16 protein-coding genes are annotated in these 19192 nt (G+C 59.3%); 8 read left to right on the top strand and 8 right to left on the bottom strand.

All coding sequences use genetic code 11. The features are described 5' to 3' along the window. Positions 1–43: 43 nt before the first annotated feature. Entirely contained in the window at positions 44–1018 is a 975-nt protein-coding gene (gene cysK / locus AC3ZVB_RS00510; RefSeq protein WP_162436909.1) for a cysteine synthase A, read from the bottom strand. Positions 1019–1145: 127 nt separating this feature from the next. Here cysK and AC3ZVB_RS00505 point away from each other — a divergent pair, with 127 nt between their 5' ends. The 3 genes from AC3ZVB_RS00505 (at position 1146) to AC3ZVB_RS00495 (ending at position 4446) form a co-directional block, all read left to right on the top strand. Beyond that, on the top strand, positions 1146–2222 hold the full coding sequence (locus tag AC3ZVB_RS00505) for a DUF748 domain-containing protein (RefSeq protein WP_490145511.1): 1077 nt from the start codon (positions 1146–1148) through the stop codon (positions 2220–2222). 188 nt (positions 2223–2410) lie between these two features. After that, a complete protein-coding gene (locus tag AC3ZVB_RS00500; RefSeq protein WP_162436913.1) occupies positions 2411–3256 on the top strand; it encodes an AAA family ATPase in 846 nt (281 codons plus the stop codon). Positions 3257–3267: 11 nt separating this feature from the next. Further along, positions 3268–4446 carry a vWA domain-containing protein gene (locus AC3ZVB_RS00495; protein ID WP_122837858.1) on the top strand — a complete coding sequence of 393 codons (1179 nt, stop codon included), beginning with the start codon at positions 3268–3270 and terminating at the stop codon, positions 4444–4446. Positions 4447–4539: 93 nt separating this feature from the next. Here AC3ZVB_RS00495 and AC3ZVB_RS00490 read toward each other — a convergent pair whose 3' ends face one another. From AC3ZVB_RS00490 to AC3ZVB_RS00475, 4 genes are read right to left on the bottom strand one after another with little or no spacing between them, the layout of a single operon-like run. Next, positions 4540–5457 carry a 5-oxoprolinase subunit C family protein gene (locus AC3ZVB_RS00490; protein ID WP_490145510.1) on the bottom strand — a complete coding sequence of 306 codons (918 nt, stop codon included), beginning with the start codon at positions 5455–5457 and terminating at the stop codon, positions 4540–4542. Continuing rightward, positions 5454–6158 (bottom strand): 5-oxoprolinase subunit B family protein, encoded by a 705-nt coding sequence (locus AC3ZVB_RS00485; RefSeq protein ID WP_490145509.1) that lies wholly within the window; start codon positions 6156–6158, stop codon positions 5454–5456. Before AC3ZVB_RS00485 ends, AC3ZVB_RS00490 begins: the two co-directional genes overlap by 4 nt. Continuing rightward, positions 6155–6907, bottom strand: coding sequence for a 5-oxoprolinase subunit PxpA (locus AC3ZVB_RS00480; protein ID WP_194690721.1), 753 nt, complete (start codon positions 6905–6907; stop codon positions 6155–6157). The genes AC3ZVB_RS00485 and AC3ZVB_RS00480 overlap by 4 nt, the downstream gene beginning before the upstream one ends. A gap of 44 nt (positions 6908–6951) precedes the next feature. Further along, complete coding sequence (locus AC3ZVB_RS00475; RefSeq protein WP_490145508.1) at positions 6952–8238, bottom strand: MFS transporter; 1287 nt, start codon at positions 8236–8238, stop codon at positions 6952–6954. A 173-nt stretch (positions 8239–8411) separates the two neighbouring features. Between AC3ZVB_RS00475 and AC3ZVB_RS00470 the strand changes: the two genes are divergently transcribed. From AC3ZVB_RS00470 to AC3ZVB_RS00455, 4 genes are all read left to right on the top strand, one after another. Beyond that, positions 8412–9341, top strand: coding sequence for a LysR family transcriptional regulator (locus AC3ZVB_RS00470; protein ID WP_162436918.1), 930 nt, complete (start codon positions 8412–8414; stop codon positions 9339–9341). Positions 9342–9451: 110 nt separating this feature from the next. Next, positions 9452–11371: an IucA/IucC family protein gene (locus AC3ZVB_RS00465; protein ID WP_490145507.1), complete on the top strand. Its 1920-nt coding sequence runs from the start codon at positions 9452–9454 to the stop codon at positions 11369–11371. After that, the gene (locus AC3ZVB_RS00460; protein ID WP_490145506.1) at positions 11361–12518 is read left to right on the top strand and encodes an MFS transporter; all 1158 of its coding nucleotides are present in this window, start codon (positions 11361–11363) and stop codon (positions 12516–12518) included. The genes AC3ZVB_RS00465 and AC3ZVB_RS00460 overlap by 11 nt, the downstream gene beginning before the upstream one ends. A 63-nt stretch (positions 12519–12581) precedes the next feature. After that, a complete protein-coding gene (locus AC3ZVB_RS00455) occupies positions 12582–14693 on the top strand; it encodes a TonB-dependent receptor (RefSeq protein ID WP_490145505.1) in 2112 nt (703 codons plus the stop codon). A gap of 196 nt (positions 14694–14889) precedes the next feature. On the opposite strand, the gene AC3ZVB_RS00450 is transcribed toward AC3ZVB_RS00455, so the two are convergent. From AC3ZVB_RS00450 to AC3ZVB_RS00440, 3 genes are read right to left on the bottom strand one after another with little or no spacing between them, the layout of a single operon-like run. Next, the gene (locus tag AC3ZVB_RS00450; RefSeq protein ID WP_162436922.1) at positions 14890–15432 is read right to left on the bottom strand and encodes a DUF2937 family protein; all 543 of its coding nucleotides are present in this window, start codon (positions 15430–15432) and stop codon (positions 14890–14892) included. Between the two features lie 11 nt (positions 15433–15443). Beyond that, positions 15444–16220, bottom strand: coding sequence for a class II glutamine amidotransferase (locus tag AC3ZVB_RS00445; protein WP_162436923.1), 777 nt, complete (start codon positions 16218–16220; stop codon positions 15444–15446). Positions 16221–16253: 33 nt separating this feature from the next. Then, positions 16254–16751, bottom strand: coding sequence for an MFS transporter (locus tag AC3ZVB_RS00440; RefSeq protein ID WP_162436953.1), 498 nt, complete (start codon positions 16749–16751; stop codon positions 16254–16256). Positions 16752–16931: 180 nt separating this feature from the next. On the opposite strand from AC3ZVB_RS00440, the gene AC3ZVB_RS00435 reads away from it, so the two are divergent. Beyond that, positions 16932–18986, top strand: coding sequence for a S9 family peptidase (locus AC3ZVB_RS00435; RefSeq protein ID WP_490145504.1), 2055 nt, complete (start codon positions 16932–16934; stop codon positions 18984–18986). The last annotated feature ends 206 nt before the right edge of the window (positions 18987–19192 follow it).

Below are 19192 nucleotides of genomic sequence, written 5' to 3'. Positions count from 1 at the left end.
AGCTGCTACAGAGAACGCGTTCCACCAGCGAAGGCATTTGCTCCTATGCCTGATTTTCCTGATCGGTAAACAGATCACTGAACAACATGCTCGACAGGTAGCGCTCGCCAGAGTCCGGCAAAATCACCACGATCGTCTTGCCCTGCATTTCCGGCGTCTCAGCCAGTCTCACTGCCACCGCCATGGCAGCACCGCAGGAGATACCGCACAAGATCCCTTCTTCCTGCATCAGGCGCAGCGCCATGGCTTTGGACTCGTCATCCGTCACCAGCTCCACCCTGTCGACAATCGACAAATCCAGGTTTTTTGGCACAAAACCAGCACCGATACCCTGAATCTTGTGCGGGCTCGGCTTGATTTCCTCACCCGCCAGCGCTTGCGTGATCACCGGGGACACGACCGGCTCCACGGCTACCGAGATAATGGGTTTACCCTGGGTATTCTTGATATACCGCGAAACGCCGGTAATAGTTCCACCGGTTCCAACGCCAGCCACCAGCACATCGACGGCACCGTCAGTGTCGTTCCAGATCTCTGGCCCGGTGGTTTTTTCATGGATGGCCGGGTTGGCCGGGTTCTCGAACTGCGCCGGCATGAAGTAAGTGGAGGGATTGCTCGCCACGATTTCGGCGGCCTTTTCAATGGCGCCTTTCATGCCCTTGGCCGGTTCGGTCAACACCAGCTCGGCACCCAAAGCCTTGAGCACCTTGCGGCGCTCGATACTCATGGACGCCGGCATGGTCAGCATCAGCTTGTAACCCCGTGCGGCCGCCACGAAGGCCAGGCCGATGCCGGTATTGCCGGAGGTGGGTTCGACGATGGTCATGCCGGGCTTGAGTTTCCCGGAGCTTTCCGCGTCCCAGATCATGTTGGCACCGATCCGGCATTTAACCGAATAACCCGGGTTGCGCCCTTCGATCTTGGCCAGGATGGTCACGCCGCGCGGAGCGATCCGGTTGATCTGCACCAGCGGTGTATTGCCAATGGAATGGGCGTTGTCAGCGTAGATACGGCTCATGGCTGGGTCCTTGTACAGCGTTGAAATAGCGCTCAAAGGTAAGCCTGTTGCTCGTGGTCGTCCAGTCAGGTCGAACGTCCTGTAACAAGAACAGTCAATGGCTTTACATCGCCGGAGATTTGTCATCATGAAACGTCGTTACAGTTGGCCCTTGTGGTCCTTTGCAGGCCTCGTCGTACTGCTGATAGCGCTGCATATCGCCCTGCCCTATCTGGTGCGCGACTACCTGAACGACAAGCTGGCGGACATGGGCGACTACCGCGGCCAGATCACCGACGTCGACCTGGCGTGGTGGCGCGGCGCTTACAAAATCAACGGGCTTAAGATCGTCAAGGTTGACGGCAAAGTCCCGGTACCGTTCGTCAATGCGCCGCTGATCGACTTGTCCGTCAGCTGGCACTCGCTCTGGTACGACCATGCGGTGGTGGCCCAGGCGCAGTTCTTCAATCCCGAAGTGAACTTCGTCGACGGCGGTGCCAACAAACAGAACTCCCAGACCGGTCAGGGCACTGACTGGCGCGCTCAGTTGAGCAAACTGTTGCCCATTACCCTGGACGAAGTCCGGATCCACGACGGCAAGATCAGTTTTCGCAACTTCAACTCCAAGCCGCCGGTGAACATGAACGCGACCCAGGTGAATGCCAGCATCTACAACCTGACCAACGTGGTTGATAAAGAAGGCAAACGTGATGCCCGCTTTGAAGGCAAAGCACTGTTGCTCGGGCATGCACCGCTGGAAACCACCGCCACGTTCGACCCGTTAAGCAATTTCGAGGATTTCGAATTTCGCCTGCGGGCCAGGGACATCGAACTCAAGCGCATGAATGATTTCGCATCGGCTTATGGCAAGTTCGACTTCAATGCCGGCCATGGCGATGTGGTGATTGAAGCCGAGGCCAATAAGGGGAAACTCAAGGGCTATATCAAGCCGTTGTTAAAGGACGTCGACGTTTTCAACTGGCAGCAGGATGTGGAGAACAAGGACAAAGGGATCTTCCGCTCAATCTGGGAAGCCATCGTCGGCGGCTCCGAAACGGTGCTGAAGAACCAGGTCAAGAACCAGTTCGCCACACGCGTGGAGCTCAGCGGTAATGTGCATCGCCAGGACATCAGCGCGTTTCAGGCGTTTTTGCAGATTTTGCGCAACGGATTCGTTCAGGCGTTCAATGCCCGGTATGAGCGGCCAAAGTCTGAGGCGGGTTGAGGTTTACGCGTGACGGTAGTTGTTGCCCCGCCTCGCAACAAGTCAAGAAGTGACGCGCCATTCAGAGACTGAATAAGCCGTCTGCGTTCACAGTCGACTGGCCTGCGAGTTATAGTCGGGCATCACAATGAATTAGCCCGCCCCGCCCTGCATCGTCCAGGTCGGCGTCACCGTTCGAGGATTACCCGATGAAGTTCGAAGGCACCCAGGCCTATGTCGCCACCGATGACCTGAAGCTGGCGGTCAACGCTGCCATCACCCTGGAGCGGCCACTGCTGGTCAAGGGCGAGCCAGGCACCGGCAAGACCATGCTCGCCGAGCAACTGGCCGAATCCTTTGGCGCCAAGCTGATCACCTGGCACATCAAGTCCACCACCAAGGCCCATCAGGGCCTGTACGAGTATGACGCGGTCAGCCGACTGCGCGACTCGCAACTGGGCACAGACAAGGTCCACGACGTTCGCAACTACCTGAAAAAGGGCAAGCTGTGGGAGGCTTTCGAGTCCGACGAGCGGGTGATCCTGCTGATCGATGAAATCGACAAGGCCGATATCGAGTTCCCGAACGACCTGCTGCAAGAACTTGACAAGATGGAGTTCTACGTTTACGAGATCGACGAGACCATCAAGGCCAAGAAACGCCCGATCATCATCATTACCTCCAACAACGAGAAAGAGCTGCCGGATGCTTTCCTGCGCCGTTGCTTCTTCCACTACATCGCCTTCCCGGATCGCACCACGCTGCAGAAAATCGTCGACGTGCACTACCCGGACATCAAGAAAGACCTGGTCAGCGAAGCGCTGGACGTGTTCTTCGACGTGCGCAAAGTGCCGGGTCTGAAAAAGAAGCCATCGACCTCCGAACTGGTGGATTGGCTGAAGCTGCTGATGGCCGACAACATTGGCGAAGCGGTGCTGCGTGAACGCGATCCGACCAAGGCCATTCCGCCCCTGGCCGGCGCTTTGGTGAAGAACGAACAGGACGTGCAATTGCTTGAGCGCCTGGCGTTCATGAGCCGTCGCGGCACTCGATAAGGGCCCACGCCATGCTGCTCAACCTGTTCAATGAAATGCGTGCTGCCAAGGTTCCGGTCTCGGTGCGTGAGCTGCTGGACCTGATCAACGCGCTGAAACAGCGCGTGACCTTCGCCGATATGGACGAGTTCTATTACCTGTCCCGGGCGATTCTGGTGAAGGACGAAAAGCATTTCGACAAGTTTGACCGAGCGTTCGGTGCTTATTTCAATGGCCTGGAAAAGCTCGATGACCACCTTCAGGCGTTGATTCCTGAAGACTGGTTGCGCAAGGAATTCGAGCGTTCCTTGACCGACGAAGAACGGGCCGCGATCCAGTCCCTGGGCGGTCTGGACAAACTCATCGAAGAATTCAAGAAGCGCCTGGAAGAACAGAAGGAACGCCATGCCGGTGGCAACAAGTGGATCGGCACTGGCGGTACCAGCCCGTTCGGTTCCGGTGGCTTCAACCCGGAAGGCATTCGGGTAGGCGATGCCGGTAAACGTCAGGGCAAGGCGGTCAAGGTCTGGGATCAGCGCGAGTACAAAAACCTTGATGACTCGGTCGAGCTGGGCACGCGCAACATCAAGGTCGCGCTGCGGCGCCTGCGCAAATTCGCCCGCCAGGGTGCGGCGGAGGAACTGGACATCGATGGCACCATCGACCACACCGCGCGTGATGCGGGCCTGCTGAACATCCAGATGCGTCCGGAGCGGCGCAACACCGTGAAGCTGTTGTTGCTGTTTGACATCGGCGGCTCGATGGACGCCCATGTGAAAATCTGCGAGGAGTTGTTCTCGGCTTGCAAGACCGAGTTCAAACACCTGGAGTACTTCTACTTCCACAACTTCATTTATGAGTCGGTGTGGAAGAACAACATGCGCCGCACTTCCGAGCGCACGTCGACCCAGGACTTGCTGCACAAGTACGGTGCCGACTACAAAGTGATTTTCATCGGTGATGCCGCCATGGCGCCGTATGAAATCACTCAGGCCGGTGGCAGCGTCGAACACTGGAACGAAGAAGCCGGTTACGTGTGGATGCAGCGGTTCATGGAGAAGTACAAGAAAGTCATCTGGATCAATCCTTACCCGAAAGACACGTGGGGCTATACCTCATCGACCAACATCGTGAGGGACTTGATTGATGATCAGATGTACCCGCTGACGTTGCGGGGGTTGGAGGAAGGGATGCGGTACCTGTCCAAATAACATTGTGGCGAGGGAGCTTGCTCCCGCTGGGCTGCGCAGCAGTCCTTTTGGGGCTGCTTCGCAACCCAGCGGGAGCAAGCTCCCTCGCCACAGTTAAAACCGTTTCAGATACTCGATCTGCTCCCGATGCGCCACGTCCTGCACCACCGGCCGCAGCCGCACCTTCGCCCCCGGCAAACACTGAGCCAAATGCGCCAACGCCAACGGCGTCAACGCGCCCAGTCGTGGATACCCGCCAATGGTCTGCCGATCATTGAGCAGCACAATCGGCTGACCATCCGGCGGCACCTGAACGGCACCGAGCGGGATGCCTTCGGAGATCATTGGCTTGCCCTGATACTCCAGTGCCGTTCCCAGCAAGCGAATGCCCATCCGGTCGGCCCGGCTGTCCAGGGTCCAGGCATTGTTGAACGCGTCGAACGAACTCTGCCCGCTGAACGCGCCTATCTGCGCACCCAGTACCAGGTCCAACGGCCTGTTGTCGTGGAAGTCCGGTCGATGTGTCGAAGGCAATTCCCGAAGCAGTAACAGCGAGCTCCCCCGATAACTCAACTGCGCGTCCTTGGCCAGCGCCCGACCCATTGCGTCCGGCCCACCCAGCGCCTCTCGAACCACAGTTGAACTGCTGCCCAATACCTTCGGCGCATCAAACCCACCGGGTGCCGCCAAGTAAGCCCGAGCCCCAAGCAGCGGCTGAGTCAGTTGCAAGCGCTGACCTTTGTTCAGCCTGAAACTGCGCCATGGTGCCAGCGCCTCGCCATCCACGTGGGCGCCGAGGTCCGCTCCCGCCAGCGCCAGCACGCAATCCTCTTGCGCGACCACGGTAAACCCGCCGAGGGTGATTTCAATCACCGGGGCATCCAGCTCATTGCCCAGCAGCCAGTTCGCCCACGACATTGAACGCCAATCCAGCGCCCCGCCCTGTGTCACACCCAGATGCCGCACGCCGAACCGACCCGCGTCCTGCAACAGGCACAACGGTGTGCTTGCTTCTATCGTTAGACGGCTCATGCCTGTGCCTCCAGTGGCGTGTCATCGCCACCCAGGTTGAGGAACTCGGCGTGACTGACCGCCTCGAAGCGTACCGTATCGCCTGGTTGCATCAGGCTGTAGCCATCGCGTTCACGGTCGAACAATTTGGCCGGGGTTCGGCCGATCAGGTTCCAGCCACCGGGCGATACGACCGGGTAAGCCGCGGTCTGCCGCTCGGCGATACCCACGCTGCCGGCCGCGACTTTTTTGCGTGGCGTATCCAGACGCGGCGCCGCCAGCACTTCCTCGACCAGCCCCATGAAGGCAAATCCCGGCGCGAAGCCCAGGGCGAACACTTGATATTCATGCTCGCTGTGACGGCGGATGACGTCAGCCACCGCCAACCCGCTGCGTTGCGATAACAGGTTCAACTCCGGGCCGACGCTCAGGTCGTACCAGACCGGCAATACATGACAGGTGCCGCGGGTGCGCGCGTTGGGCGACAGATCGATCAACGCGGCACTGATCAACTCCCGAGCCTGGGACGGATTCAATGCGCTGAGGTCGTAATGCACCATCAAGGTTGTGTAGGACGGCACCAGGTCGATCAGATGCCCGGCGAACGCCGTCCGCAGACTTTCACTGGCCGCGAGCATCCAGGGCATGTTGGCCTCTGCGATCTCATCGAACAGGCGGACCATCAGGCAATCCAGCGCCACCACTTCCACCCGCAGCTTCATGACGCACGCTGCTGATCGAGGGCTTCGCGGATACGTCGCACGGCAGCGACTGAACTGCTGTTGTCGCCATGAACGCAAAGGGTGTTGGCCTGCAGATGCAAGGCACTGCCATCGCTGGCAGTGAGGTCGCCGCCCCGGGCAATGGTCAGCGCCTGTTCGATGATTTTTTCCGGATCATGGTGCACGGCGCCTGGCTGTTGACGCGAAACAAGCCTGCCGGCGCTGTCGTAGGCGCGATCGGCGAACGCTTCGAACCACAGCGTGATCCCGTATTCATTGCCAAGCTGCTGCGCGACGCTGTTGTCACGTGTCGCCATCAGCATCAGCGGCAACGTCCGGTCATACGCCGCTACCGCCTGCAGCACCGCTCGCAATTGCGCGGGGTTGGCCATCATGTCGTTGTACATCGCGCCGTGGGGTTTGACGTAGCTCACCCGCCCGCCCTGAGCGCGACAAATGCCATCCAGTGCACCGATCTGGTAAAGCAGGATATCTTGCAGTTCCTCGGCGGTGTAAGCCATGGAACGCCGACCAAATCCCACCAGGTCCTGATAAGCCGGATGCGCACCGATCAGCACGCCATTGCTCACGGCGAGGCTGACGGTCTTGCGCATGATGCTCGGGTCGCCGGCGTGGAAGCCGCAGGCAATGTTGGCGCAATCAATGAAGGGCATGACCTCGGCGTCCAGACCCATGGTCCAGTTGCCGAAACTCTCGCCGATGTCGCAGTTCAATAGCAGGCGGCTCACGGTGAACACTCCTGTAGGCTTTATTCTTTTCAGATGCAGGCAGATTACTGCGCATCCAATTGCTTGCCACGTGTTTCCGGCAGACTTAATGCCGCGAGTATGACCACCCCGTAGGACACCGCCGCAAATGCCCCGATGCCTACGCTCAATGGCACCTTCTGGCTAAGCAAGCCGATCAACAGCGGAAACAATGCCGCCAGCGCCCGGCCGATGTTGTAGCAAAAGCCCTGACCCGAACCGCGAATCCGTGTCGGAAACAGCTCCGTGAGAAACGCCCCCATACCGCTGAAAATCCCCGAGGCAAAAAAGCCCAGCGGGAAGCCCAGCCAGAGCATCACGCCATTACTGACGGGCAACTGGGTGTAGAGCAGCACAATGGTGAAAGAGCCGACGGCAAACAGAATGAAGTTTTTCTTGCGGCCGAGGATGTCAGTCAAATACGCGCTGATGACATAGCCGACGTAGGAGCCGACGATCACCATCGCCAGATAACCGCCCGTACCCAGCACGCTCAACCCTCGCTCATTCTTCAGAAAAGTCGGCAGCCAGGAGGTGATGGCGTAGTAACCGCCGAGTGCGCCCGTGGTCAGCACCGAAGCGCGAATCGTGGTGAACAGGATGCCCGGAGCGAAGATCTCGTAAAACTTCGCCTGATTGCCCGGTACCTGTTTAGCCTTGGCTTCGCGGTAGATTTCCGGGTCCTTGACCAGCCGCCGGACGAAAATCACGAAGATCGCCGGCACAATCCCCAGGATAAACAACGCGCGCCAGGCATCTTCCGGCGGCAACACCGAGAACAGCAGCGCATACAGAATCGCCGTCAGCCCCCAACCCAGCGCCCATCCCGATTGCACCATGCCCACCGCTTTGCCGCGGTCCTTGGCGCGAATCACTTCGCCCATCAACACCGCGCCAGCGGTCCATTCGCCGCCGAAACCGAAGCCCATCAACGTGCGGCTGATCAGCAGTTGTTCGTAGTTTTGCGCGAAGCCGCAGAGGAGGGTGAAGAACGCGAACCACAGCACCGTCAGCTGCAAGGTGCGAACGCGACCGATGCGATCGGACAGGATCCCCGCCACCCAGCCGCCAATGGCCGAAGCGATCAAGGTACTGGTGTGAATCAGCCCGGCTTCACCGGTGGTAATACCCCACATGGCAATCAGGGTGGGCACCACGAAGCTGAGCATCTGGGTGTCCATGCCGTCCAGGCCATAGCCGATCTTGCAACTCCAGAAGGTGCGACGTTCCTGCTGATTGATGTTGTGATACCAGTCGAAGGGTCCCGGGCGAGCCGTGGCCTTGGGGGTATCGAGCGTGTCGGGCGCACTCATGGCGAATCTCCGCGCAAATTTTATTGGTATTGTTCTGAGCCCCGACGACGCCTATCGTGGGAACCGGATGCGTCGATTTTTGGACGCCCGCCCCTACTGCGTCCAACTAATAAAAACCCGCCTTAGGCATAAGAAAAATTTATCCCCCCGGTTTAAGCCTGCGAGTTGATTCCATGAACTTGAAGTTTCTTGAGACCTTTGTCTGGGTTGCCCGACTCAAGAGTTTCCGCCTGACGGCAGACAAGCTGTTCACCACTCAAGCATCGATTTCCAGCCGGATCGCGGTGCTCGAAACCGAGCTTGGCGTGAAACTGTTCCTGCGCGATTCCCGCGGCGTCAGCCTGACGCCCGAAGGCCTGAAAGTGCTCGAATACGCCGAGCAGATGATGGACACCATGCAGGCGCTCAAGCACTCGATCGAGACCCGCTCCTGCAAAGTCGGACGGATCCGCATCGGCGTGATGGACACGGTGATTCACACCTGGCTCAGCCCGTTGGTGGCGCAGATGACGGACCACTATCCGCTGGTGGAAATCGAGTTGGTGGCCGATACCTCGCTCAACCTCTGCGATCAGCTGCAAAAAGGCTTTCTCGACGTGATCCTGCAAACCGACCTGCTGCGCCAGGAAAGCGTGCGCAGCCTGGAGCTGGCCAGTCATCCCATTGGCTGGATCGCGGCCAGCAACTCCCTTTACAACCGGGAGTATTCGGGCATCACCGACCTCGCGCGAGAACGGATCATCACCTACTCGAAAAACTCCCACCCGCATCAGGACATTTTGAGCCTGATGCAAGCGAATGGAGTGATGGCACCGCGGCTGAACTGCGTGAATTCGGTGTCCGCCATCACCCGCTTGCTGCGGGATGGCTTTGGTATCGGTGCATTGCCGCCGGTGCTGGTCGCCGAGGAATTGGCGCGGGGTGAACTGACGCTGTTGAATATTGATCAACGGCCACCGAACTTGCAGGTGGTGGTGTCGTGGCGGGTGGGCGTGGAATGGGTCGAGGAGATTGTGGCGTTGTGTCAGCAGGTGCTGGTGGAGTACGCGCAGAAGGTGGGTGAAGGGTATGTCAGCTTGAGCAAACCGTTACCAAACGTATGAACAGGAAGCCTCCTACACGATAATAGGAATCGTCTTCACTACCATTGTTTTCGAAAATAATACTCTTTGCGCGCTTTCAGCTAACGACTGTCGACAAGGAGTCGAACTCAATGCGCGCCTACACGCTACTACAGCAGCAATTGCTCACGCACTGGAGTGAGGCCCTCGAAACAGAAGCGTTTCAGGACCATCGCATTACGCTCGATCATCTGATCAAAGCGCTGGAACCCGCCACTCAACGGAGCTTTCAGCGCCTGATGCAGGCGCTGTTTCGAGAGAAACTGATCAACCCTGATATTTGCACTTACGACGATGTCGGTCGTTGCTGGTTGCCCATTGGAGATGACGCGCACCTTTGCTTTGATCATTTGACCGGTGCAGGAATGGACAGCTGGGACCTGCGCGGCAGTGTCACCCTTTTCCCTGCCGGTCATTTGCCCCACAAAATCCTGACGCCCGGCGAACTGCTCGCGCAGCTCAGTATTCACTTCTCCCCCGCCCCCTGCGCCATACTCGAACGTCTGTCCACGGAACTGGAGGACAGCCTGCGCAATGACACCCTTTGCCTGGCGTTTCACCACAAGTGGACTGAGCGTTTAAGAGAGGAAATTGACACCGAACACGACGGCAATCTTTTGGGCTGGCTTAAAGCCGGCCTAGCTTCAGAGATTCCGACGTTACTGCTCGAGCAATGGGGCACGCTTGGCCATCCCTGGCATCCGAACTACAAAACCAAGCTGGGCTTGAGCGCCACGCAGGTCATTGCACTGTCCCCGGAATTCGACGCGAGTGTTGCGATTGTCCTTTGCGCGTTACACCGGGGGTCCGCCCATGTCGAAGCACTGGACGGTACTCCCGATTATCGGGAGTGGTGGCACGCTCACTTCCCCCAGGCCTGCGAGCAACTCCATCAACATCTGGAGCAAATGGGGCTCAAGTCCGAGGACTACCTCCCCTTGCCCGCTCATCCCTGGCAGGCGCAAGAGGAACTGCCCCACACCTTCGCGGAGGCACTCGCCGATAACCTGTTGGTGATCACCGACATCGTTGCGTTCATTGCCCACCCGACCATGTCCTTTCGCACGGTATTACCGGAGGCGAGCCAGACAGCGCCGATGGTCAAATTACCGGTGTCATTACGCCTGACCAGCGTGCAGCGCACCGTCTCTGCGCGTTCGGCCAGGATGGGCCCACGCATCAGCCAATTGCTTCTGCACATTCTGGATCTGGAGCCAGATATACGCCGCAAGCTGAACATCGTCCCGGAGCGAATCGGTGTTCATTACTCACCTCAGCCAGCCGATGACGAACGTTCCCGACATCTGGCCGTGGTGTACCGCGACAACCCGCATACCTTGATTCAAAACGGTGAATTGGCGGTACCGGTCGGTAGTCTGTTCGCCGTCAATGAGCTCGAACGACCGCTGTTGCGTGATTGGGTCCAACTGGCTCAGGGCAGTGACGACAGGGAGGCAATGCTTGCGTTCTTCAATGACTACGTGTCGATTGCCGTACCGGGTTTGCTGGGTATGTACCTCCTGTACGGCATAGCGTTCGAAGCGCACCAGCAAAACAGCTTCATGGTGATGGGCGCTGACGGGCAGTTGAGTCGACTGCTGCTGCGCGACTTCGGCGATGTTCGTCTCCATCGCCAGACGCTGCACGCAAAGGGTCTCGACCTGCTGTTGCATGACCCGAAAATGACCCTCTACGACGACCCCGGCTTTGTCCGCGACAAACTTCTGCACACCACCTTCATGTGCCATCTGGGCGAGCTGGCGTTGCTGTGCGCCCGACACTGGAACGTGCCTGAACGGCTGCTTTGGGAGCGGATGGCCACTCACGTTACCCATTGCTTCGATACCTTGCGCGAGCACATTGAACCTCAGCGTTGGGAAACCGAGCGCCTCGCCTTGCTGGAACAGGATTGGCCAGCCAAATCGTTTATGCGCATGCGTTTGCTCGACTGTCACACCGATATCGTCGGGCGCTTGAACAATCCATTGCGATCAAGCGCACATGCGCGCTAACGGGCGGGCGCTGCCACTGCTGATCAGCATCCAGTTCTTTTCCATGGGCGCCATGGAAATGAGCGGCCCGTTCTGGCCCTTGCAGATCCAGCACCTACTCGGGCCAGAGGATGTCGGTTACACCTCGTTGTTATCAACACTGGTCTACGCCGGCCCGATGCTCGCAGCCATGGTGATGACGCCCGTGTGGGGCCGATTGGGAGATCGTACCGGGCACAAGGCGATGATCATCCGCGCACTGCTGGCACTCGCGCTATGCCAAGGCCTGGCGGCCGTTATCGTCGATCCATGGTGGCTTGTAGGCCTACGCGTGGTGCAAGGCGCGCTGGCCGGTTTTCTCGCCGCCGCCCAAGCCTATGCACTGGCTTTCTGCGACGGGTACAGACGCGGTCACACCCTTGCCCGCTTGCAGTCAGCGACGGCTGTCGGTTCGTTAATCGGCCCCATTGCAGGCGGATGGTTGATGGACGTCTCGGGGTTTGCCCTTCTCTGCTATGGCGCGACAGTGGTGTGCCTCGTTTGCGTCGCGGGCAGCCTTCTCCTGCCTGCCGACACGACTCGCAGGGCGCGTGAAAAACCCGTTGCGTCAATGCCTCTGCCCAAAGGCTGGCTCGTCTCAATGCTGCTGGTGATCGTACTGATCCAGGCCGCGAAGACGATTCCTCAGCCGTTTTACGCCCTGTATGTCGCCAACATTTTACAAGCACCCAATTGGCTGATCGGGGCCACTTACGCGGCAAGCGCCGCGACCCTTGCGCTGTCCGCACCGATGTGGGGGCGCTTGTTCGATCGTTGGGCGCCGGCTCAAACCTTGCGCGTTATCGAAGGTGTGGCCTGGCTGTGCGCCCTGACGCTCGCCGCGACAGCACTGGCTAACGAATGGGTGGGGTTTCTCGTCAGTCGGCTCATCTGGGGCATCTGGCAAGGCGCCCTGCTTCCCGTCGCTTATGCATTGATCGCCTGCACCGTCACCCCAAATCAACTCGGTTTCGCCTTGGGCCTTGGCAACAGCGCGGCAAAAGCCGGTGCCTTGCTAGGCGTTGTTGTCGGCGGCGTCGGCATGGGTGTGATCGGTCTGGCTCACAGTTTCTGGCTGGTGGCGGTGGCTTACGCACTGGCTGCTCTCGGGATTCGCTGGATTCGTTAGCTCGCCTCAGCACCCGGCATCAAAACGCTTTCTACCACTTCAATCATAAAAAAAGACCACAACATGACCCAATCCAGACTGTCGTACCTCATTCCCCTGCTCGGCGCTTTCAGCCCCTCCAGCCTCGCCGAGGAGATCGAGCCGCCGCCCGGCACCCTGAACCTCCAGGCCACCGTCGTCTCTGCTACACGCAACGAAGTGAGCATCGCCTCGATTCCTGGCTCCGTTCAGGTCATCGATGAACAGCAGGTCCGCGAGCAGAGCGGTGCAGGTCGTCGGGTCTCCGACATTCTCGGGCAACTGGTTCCCGGCCTTGCACCTTCCAGCGGCGGAATGAGCAACTTTGGGCAGACCCTGCGCGGGCGCAACATGCTGGTGCTGATCGATGGCGTGTCACAGAACGCCACGCGCGATAATTTTCGTCAGCTCAACAGCATTGCGCCGGCGAGCATCGAACGCATCGAAGTGATCTCCGGCGCCAGCAGCGTCTACGGTGCCGGTGCCTCAGGCGGCATCATCAACATCATCACCAAGCGTAATCAGGGTCAGGACATCGCCTATAGCAGCAAGTTGGGCTTGAGCAGCGGCAACCACTTCAATGCAAAAGGCCTCGCCTATGAAGTCTTCCAGAGCGCGACCGGGCGCAGGGATGCGCTGGACTGGTACGTGTCCGCCGACCTGACCCAGCGCAACGACCAATACGACGGCAGCGGCAAGCGTATCCCTCAGGATACGTCCCAGGGCAGCAACATGGACACCGAAACCTATGACCTGCAAGGTCGATTCGGGTATGAGCTGGATGCTGACAAGAAACTCAGCCTGTCGCTGCAGAACTACAAGGACCAACAAGACACCGACTACACCAAGGATCCGAAAAACCGGCAGCAAGCCATGGCGGTCAAAGGGTTGAAACTGGGCGACCAGCCTTACACCCATAATCAGGCAGTCAACCTCAATTACACCGACAAGGACTTCTACAACCAGGGTCTGCAACTGGAAAGCTACTGGCGCAAGGCCGACGCGTTGTTTTTTCCGGACCTGTCGCGGGGCAAGGCCGGCATCGCCGACAACAACAGCGTGCAGGATGTCTACGGCCTGCGTGCAGCCATTGATTCGGCGCTTCCAGCCATTGGCAATGCCACGGGTAATCTGGTGTGGGGCGCCGACTACGATCACGAACGCTCCCGACAGCGTGGCGACCAATACACCCTCAATGGTTTGACCTACACAAAAACCGGCACGACCTACGAAATGGGACCTGACATCGAAACCACCACCAAAGCGCTTTTCGGGCAGATGTCATGGGAAATCGGTGATTGGACGTTGCGTGGCGGTATTCGCCGTGAATGGATCAAAAGCGAGGTCGCCGACAGTATTGCTTACGGTGAAATCGTTCAAACCGGTGTACGCGCGACGTTGCCGGGCGACACCCTCCAGTACAGCGCCACGCTGTATAACCTGGGTGCGGTCTACCACCTGAGCGAAAACCAGGACATTTTCGTCAACTACAGCCAGGGTTTTTCGCTGCCGGACATCCAGCGTTTCATGCGTGATGTCAGGAGCACTTTCAACATCCAGAGCCTCAATGCGCAGGCTATCAAGGTCGACAGTTACGAGCTGGGCTGGCGTGGCAACTGGAGCCAGTGGCAAGCCGATGTCACGGCGTATGAAAACACGTCGGATGTGACCCAGTTCTACGATGCCAATGATCGCGTATTGCGTCTGATCAATCAGAAAGAGCGGGTTCGAGGTATCGAAAGCAGCCTGACGTATCGTGTCACCGATGACTGGTCGCTCGGCGGCACCTACGCCTGGGCCAAAGGGGAAACCGAACAGAACGGCAAATGGATCGACCTGCCGGCCACCCGTATTTCACCCGCTAAAACTACGTTGTTTGCCGGCTACGCCAGGGATGATTACGCCCTGCGTCTGCAAGGCATGCGCCTGGCCAACTACGATGCCGCCGCCAAGGACAACAACGGGCGAGATATCAATGGCTATACGCTGGTGGATTTACTCGGTTCGGTGCACTTGCCGGTCGGGCGTCTTGAAGGCGGGGTGTACAACCTGACTGACCGCACGTACAAAAATCTGTTTGCTCAAGCCAACGCGCGAGCGCCTTACGCGAACGCTCAAGGCCGGACGCTGAGCGTGAGTTATTCGGTAGATTGGTGAAAGTTAAGCAGGCATGCCGATCAGTCAAGCCTCACGACAACCTGTAGCAGCCTGCGTTGGGGCGCGAAGCGGACCTGATTTTTCAAACCGGTATCACGGTGCCTGGACAGCGACTGCTTCGGTCGAGCGCGCCCCCGGAGCAAACGCAGGCTGCGCCAGCTGCTACAGGGATTTGGGTGTATCTGGTGCAGTCTAGTTACAACCCCCGCACATCCCGATCTTCAATCGGCCGGCTCTGGCGCAGACGCTTGCCGCCCAACACCACCCAGTCGATCAGGCGGAACAGGCATTCGATTCCGAACGACAGCAGCAAGGCGCCGCTCATGCCCCAGATCATCGCTTCCGGGGTCAGCAGAATCTGGTAGCTGTAGCCATTCCAGGTTTCCTTGCGGATATCCGGGTCGGCGGCCAGGGCCACTTGCAGGACGCGGATATACCACGGGCCCTGCATGGCCTGAAACTGTTTATCGAGGGCGATCTGGCGGGTGAGCAAGGTGCTCAGGCTGTCGGCGTCGCTGCGAAAAATCGGGTCTTCGCTGGCGCGGTAATGCGCGACCAGTGCCTGCATGTCGCCTTTGAAGAACTGATTGGCGGTGCCTTGAAAACCGCTCAAGCCGGTCTGCGCCTCAATCAGATGGGCTTCGACCCGCTTGGCGTAATCGCTGATAAAACCCGGCACTTGCACGCCGATCAACAGGCCCGCCGCGAACAACACCAGTCGTACATAACTGAGCAACATCGGGACGGTCCTTATTCGGTCTTGCCCTGGCTGACGCATTCACCGCGTCGCCACAGGCTCCATTGGCCCGGTTCGTAACGGGTCCAGGTTTCGTTTTCGGTCAAGGGTTCGGTGGCAATCACGGTCACCACGTCGTTGGGCGTGGTTTCGGCCTGGAAGTCGACGATCACATCGACATCTTTCAAGCGCGCCGGGCCAAACGGTGCGCGGCGGGTAATCTGGGCAAGTTTGGTCGAGCAGTAACAAAACAGCCAGTCGCCATCACTGAGCAGGCAGTTGAAGACGCCTTTATTGCGATACTCGGCGCAGGCGGCGACCAGGTCGGGCAACAGTGCTTCGACGTCGACCGGTTCAGGAAAGGCGGCGCGCACGCGGTTAAGCAAGTCACAGAACGCCGCTTCGCTGTCGGTATCGCCCACGGGACGGTAAAAGCTGGTGATCGGTTGAAAATCCGCCAGTTGGCCGTTGTGGGCGAAACACCAGTTGCGTCCCCACAGCTCGCGGACGAACGGGTGAGTATTGGACAGGCAGACCTTGCCGACGTTGGCCTGGCGGATGTGCCCGATGACCACTTCGCTCTTGATCGGATAGCGTTGCACCAGATTCGCCACTTCAGACTCGCAGCTCGCTGCCGGATCCTGAAACAAGCGCAATCCGCGACCTTCATAGAACGCGATACCCCAACCGTCACGGTGCGGACCGGTACGCCCGCCGCGCTGCATCAGCCCGGTGAAGCTGAACACGATATCGGTCGGGACATTGGCGCTCATGCCCAATAACTCACACATGCTCGGTCTCTCGATGAAAAGCTGGGGCCAGTGTTACAAACGCGGTTCGACCCGCATACGCTGAGGGTTGCTCGGTACCGGTGGACGGCCGTATCGATCATCCCCGGCACCGCCGAACAGATGCTCGTCTTCAGGTTCTTCCGCCCGGGCAGCTTCCCGGGCAGCGGCGGCCTGTTCCTTGCGAGCGTTGGCGGCGCGTTCGATAGGGAAGCGGATAGCCACGAAGATGAGGTAGAGGGCGAAGGCGATCATCCCGTACATGAACAGGTCGGAAATCGCCCGCCAGGCGTTATTACCGACTTTGAACATCAGGTCGAGGGCGGTAATGGCGATCGCCGGTGCAACTTTTTCCTTCACGGGATCAATAATGGTCGGGCTGAACAGCAACACGGCCACCAGCAGCCGCAGCGGCTCGCGTAGCCAGCGCCACATCCAGCGGGTCAGGCGCAACCACACCAACAGGCAGCCTATAGCGGCGAAGGCGTAGAGGCCCCAAGCGATCAGATAGTCGTTCTCGGTCATGGTGTCCATGGCAAGGGAGGCAAAGAGGCGCTTATAGTAACGACTTTTCACCCATCAGGCTTGTCCATGTAGGAGCACAGCTTGCTCGCGATGGCGCCAGTCCAGTCGACATCGACTGTGGATGCCAGCGCTGCAGGGCAGCAGACCTTCCTGCAGAAACCTATTCCGTACTTCGTTCGAGAGCCCTTCATGCCCCTATCCGCCAACGTTTCCGATGCACCCCTAGCCCACAGGGCTGAAGGTTCCGACCCGTATGCCTGGTTGCAGGAGCGGGACACCGACGCGGTGCTCGACTACTTGAAGGCTGAGAACCGCTATCAGGAAGCGCAGACCGCCGATCAGGCCGGGCTGCGTGAAACCCTGTTCGAAGAAATCAAGGGCCGGATCCTCGAGACCGACCTGTCCCTGCCCTCCCCGTGGGGCCCGTATCTGTACTACACCCGCACCACCGCCGGCGACGAGTACGCGCGCCATTACCGCTGCCCGCGCCCGGCCGATGACGGCCTGCAGCTGGATGAAAGCCAGGAACAGCTGCTGCTGGACCCGAACGAACTGGCCAACGGCGGTTTCTTCTCTCTTGGGGCGTTCAGCATCAGCCCGGACCACCAGCGCCTGGCCTACAGCATCGATTCCACAGGTGATGAGGTGTACACGCTGTTCGTGAAGGAACTGTCCAGCGGACGGGTCAGTGAACTGGAATTCCAGGACTGCGATGGCAGCATGACCTGGGCCAACGACAGCCTGACGCTGTTTTTCGGCGAACTGGACGACACCCATCGCCCGCACAAGCTGTTCCGCTATCGACTGGATGGCACTGCGGCCGAAGAAGTGTTCCATGAGCCGGACGGTCGATTCTTCCTCCATTGCTACCGCTCGAGTTCCGAGCTGCAATTGCTGCTGGCATTGGGCAGCAAGACCACCAGTGAAGTGTGGGTCCTCGACGCCGCGCAGCCCCAGCAAGCGTTCACCTGTGTTGCACCGCGCGTGGACGATCATGAATACGATGTCGATCACGGCGCGCTCGACGGTGAATGGACCTGGTTCATTCGCACCAACCGCGACGGGATCAACTTCGCGCTGTATCGCGCCGTCGATACCGGCGTTGCGCCGACCGAGGCCGATTGGCAGAAACTGATCCCGCACAGCGATACCACGATGATCGACGGCATGAGCCTCAACGCGGGGGCTTTGACCCTGAGCCTGCGCGAAGGCGGTTTGCCCATCATCGAGGTGCACCCGCAAGACCTGCCAAGCTACCGCGTCAATCTGCCGGATGCGGCCTACAGCCTGCATGTACAGAACAGCCTGGAGTTCGTCAGCGAGCGCATCCGCCTGCGCTATGAAGCGTTGAACCGGCCAGCGCAAATCCGCCAGCTGGAATTGGCAAATGGCGAGCAGAAAGTCCTCAAGCAAACCCCGGTACTGGGTCCGTTCGATGCCGATGCCTACGTCAGTCAGCGCCTATGGGCGACCGCGCCGGACGGGACGCAAGTGCCCATCAGCCTGGTGGTCAAACGCGAAGCACTGGGCAAACCGACACCGCTCTATCTCTATGGCTATGGTGCTTACGGCGAAAGTCTCGACCCTTGGTTCTCCCACGCACGCCTGAGCCTGCTGGATCGCGGCGTGGCGTTTGCGATTGCGCATGTGCGCGGCGGCGGTGAACTGGGTGAAGCCTGGTATCGCGCAGGCAAGCAGGAACACAAGCACAACACCTTCAGCGACTTCATCGCGTGTGCCGAACACTTGATCGCCAACGGCTACACCACCGCCCCGCAACTGGCGATCAGTGGCGGCAGCGCGGGTGGCTTGTTGATCGGTGCGGTGCTCAATCAGCGTCCGGATCTGTTCGGCGCGGCGATTGCTGAAGTGCCGTTCGTCGACGTGCTGAACACGATGCTCGACCCGGACCTGCCGCTGACCGTCACCGAATACGACGAGTGGGGCAATCCCGAAGAGCCGGAGGTGTACGAGCGAATCAAGGCTTACGCTCCGTATGAAAACGTCACTGCCCAAGCTTACCCGGCGACACTGGTGATCGCCGGCTACAACGACAGCCGCGTGCAGTATTGGGAAGCGGCCAAATGGGTAGCCAAGCTGCGAGCGACCAAAACCGACACGAATCCGCTGTTGCTCAAGACCGAACTGGGCGCCGGGCATGGCGGGATGAGCGGTCGTTATCAGGGACTGCGTGACGTCGCGCTGGAATACGCATTTGTCTTCAAGGTGTTGGGGATTGCCTGAGTAGCAGGCCCTGCCGGACGTACCCCTGTAGCAGCTGGCGCAGCCTGCGTCCCTGTGGCGAGGGGATTTATCCCCGTTCGGCTGCGCAGCAGTCGTATAGATTTTGGGGCCGCTGCGCGACCCAGCGGGGATAAATCCCCTCGCCACAGGTTCGCAGGCTTCGCCAGCTGCTACAGGGTTGTGGTATTCAGCATCATCGGTGTCGG

The sequence above is a fragment of the Pseudomonas sp. MDV22-iso1 genome, assembly GCF_058145095.1.
Note: the sequence above shows the minus strand (reverse complement) of the source record. Positions and strands in the feature narration are given on the sequence as shown.

Excerpts from the sequence above, each read along its gene's own strand:
- AC3ZVB_RS00455 (WP_490145505.1), top strand. The coding sequence starts at position 12,582 with ATGACCCAATCCAGACTGTCGTACCTCATTCCCCTGCTCGGCGCTTTC.
- AC3ZVB_RS00465 (WP_490145507.1), top strand. The coding sequence starts at position 9,452 with ATGCGCGCCTACACGCTACTACAGCAGCAATTGCTCACGCACTGGAGT.
- AC3ZVB_RS00475 (WP_490145508.1), bottom strand. The coding sequence starts at position 8,238 with ATGAGTGCGCCCGACACGCTCGATACCCCCAAGGCCACGGCTCGCCCG.
- AC3ZVB_RS00460 (WP_490145506.1), top strand. The coding sequence starts at position 11,361 with ATGCGCGCTAACGGGCGGGCGCTGCCACTGCTGATCAGCATCCAGTTC.
- AC3ZVB_RS00470 (WP_162436918.1), top strand. The coding sequence starts at position 8,412 with ATGAACTTGAAGTTTCTTGAGACCTTTGTCTGGGTTGCCCGACTCAAG.
- AC3ZVB_RS00450 (WP_162436922.1), bottom strand. The coding sequence starts at position 15,432 with ATGTTGCTCAGTTATGTACGACTGGTGTTGTTCGCGGCGGGCCTGTTG.
- cysK (WP_162436909.1), bottom strand. The coding sequence starts at position 1,018 with ATGAGCCGTATCTACGCTGACAACGCCCATTCCATTGGCAATACACCG.
- AC3ZVB_RS00490 (WP_490145510.1), bottom strand. The coding sequence starts at position 5,457 with ATGAGCCGTCTAACGATAGAAGCAAGCACACCGTTGTGCCTGTTGCAG.
- AC3ZVB_RS00500 (WP_162436913.1), top strand. The coding sequence starts at position 2,411 with ATGAAGTTCGAAGGCACCCAGGCCTATGTCGCCACCGATGACCTGAAG.
- AC3ZVB_RS00445 (WP_162436923.1), bottom strand. The coding sequence starts at position 16,220 with ATGTGTGAGTTATTGGGCATGAGCGCCAATGTCCCGACCGATATCGTG.
- AC3ZVB_RS00440 (WP_162436953.1), bottom strand. The coding sequence starts at position 16,751 with ATGGACACCATGACCGAGAACGACTATCTGATCGCTTGGGGCCTCTAC.
- AC3ZVB_RS00495 (WP_122837858.1), top strand. The coding sequence starts at position 3,268 with ATGCTGCTCAACCTGTTCAATGAAATGCGTGCTGCCAAGGTTCCGGTC.
- AC3ZVB_RS00485 (WP_490145509.1), bottom strand. The coding sequence starts at position 6,158 with ATGAAGCTGCGGGTGGAAGTGGTGGCGCTGGATTGCCTGATGGTCCGC.
- AC3ZVB_RS00505 (WP_490145511.1), top strand. The coding sequence starts at position 1,146 with ATGAAACGTCGTTACAGTTGGCCCTTGTGGTCCTTTGCAGGCCTCGTC.
- AC3ZVB_RS00435 (WP_490145504.1), top strand. The coding sequence starts at position 16,932 with ATGCCCCTATCCGCCAACGTTTCCGATGCACCCCTAGCCCACAGGGCT.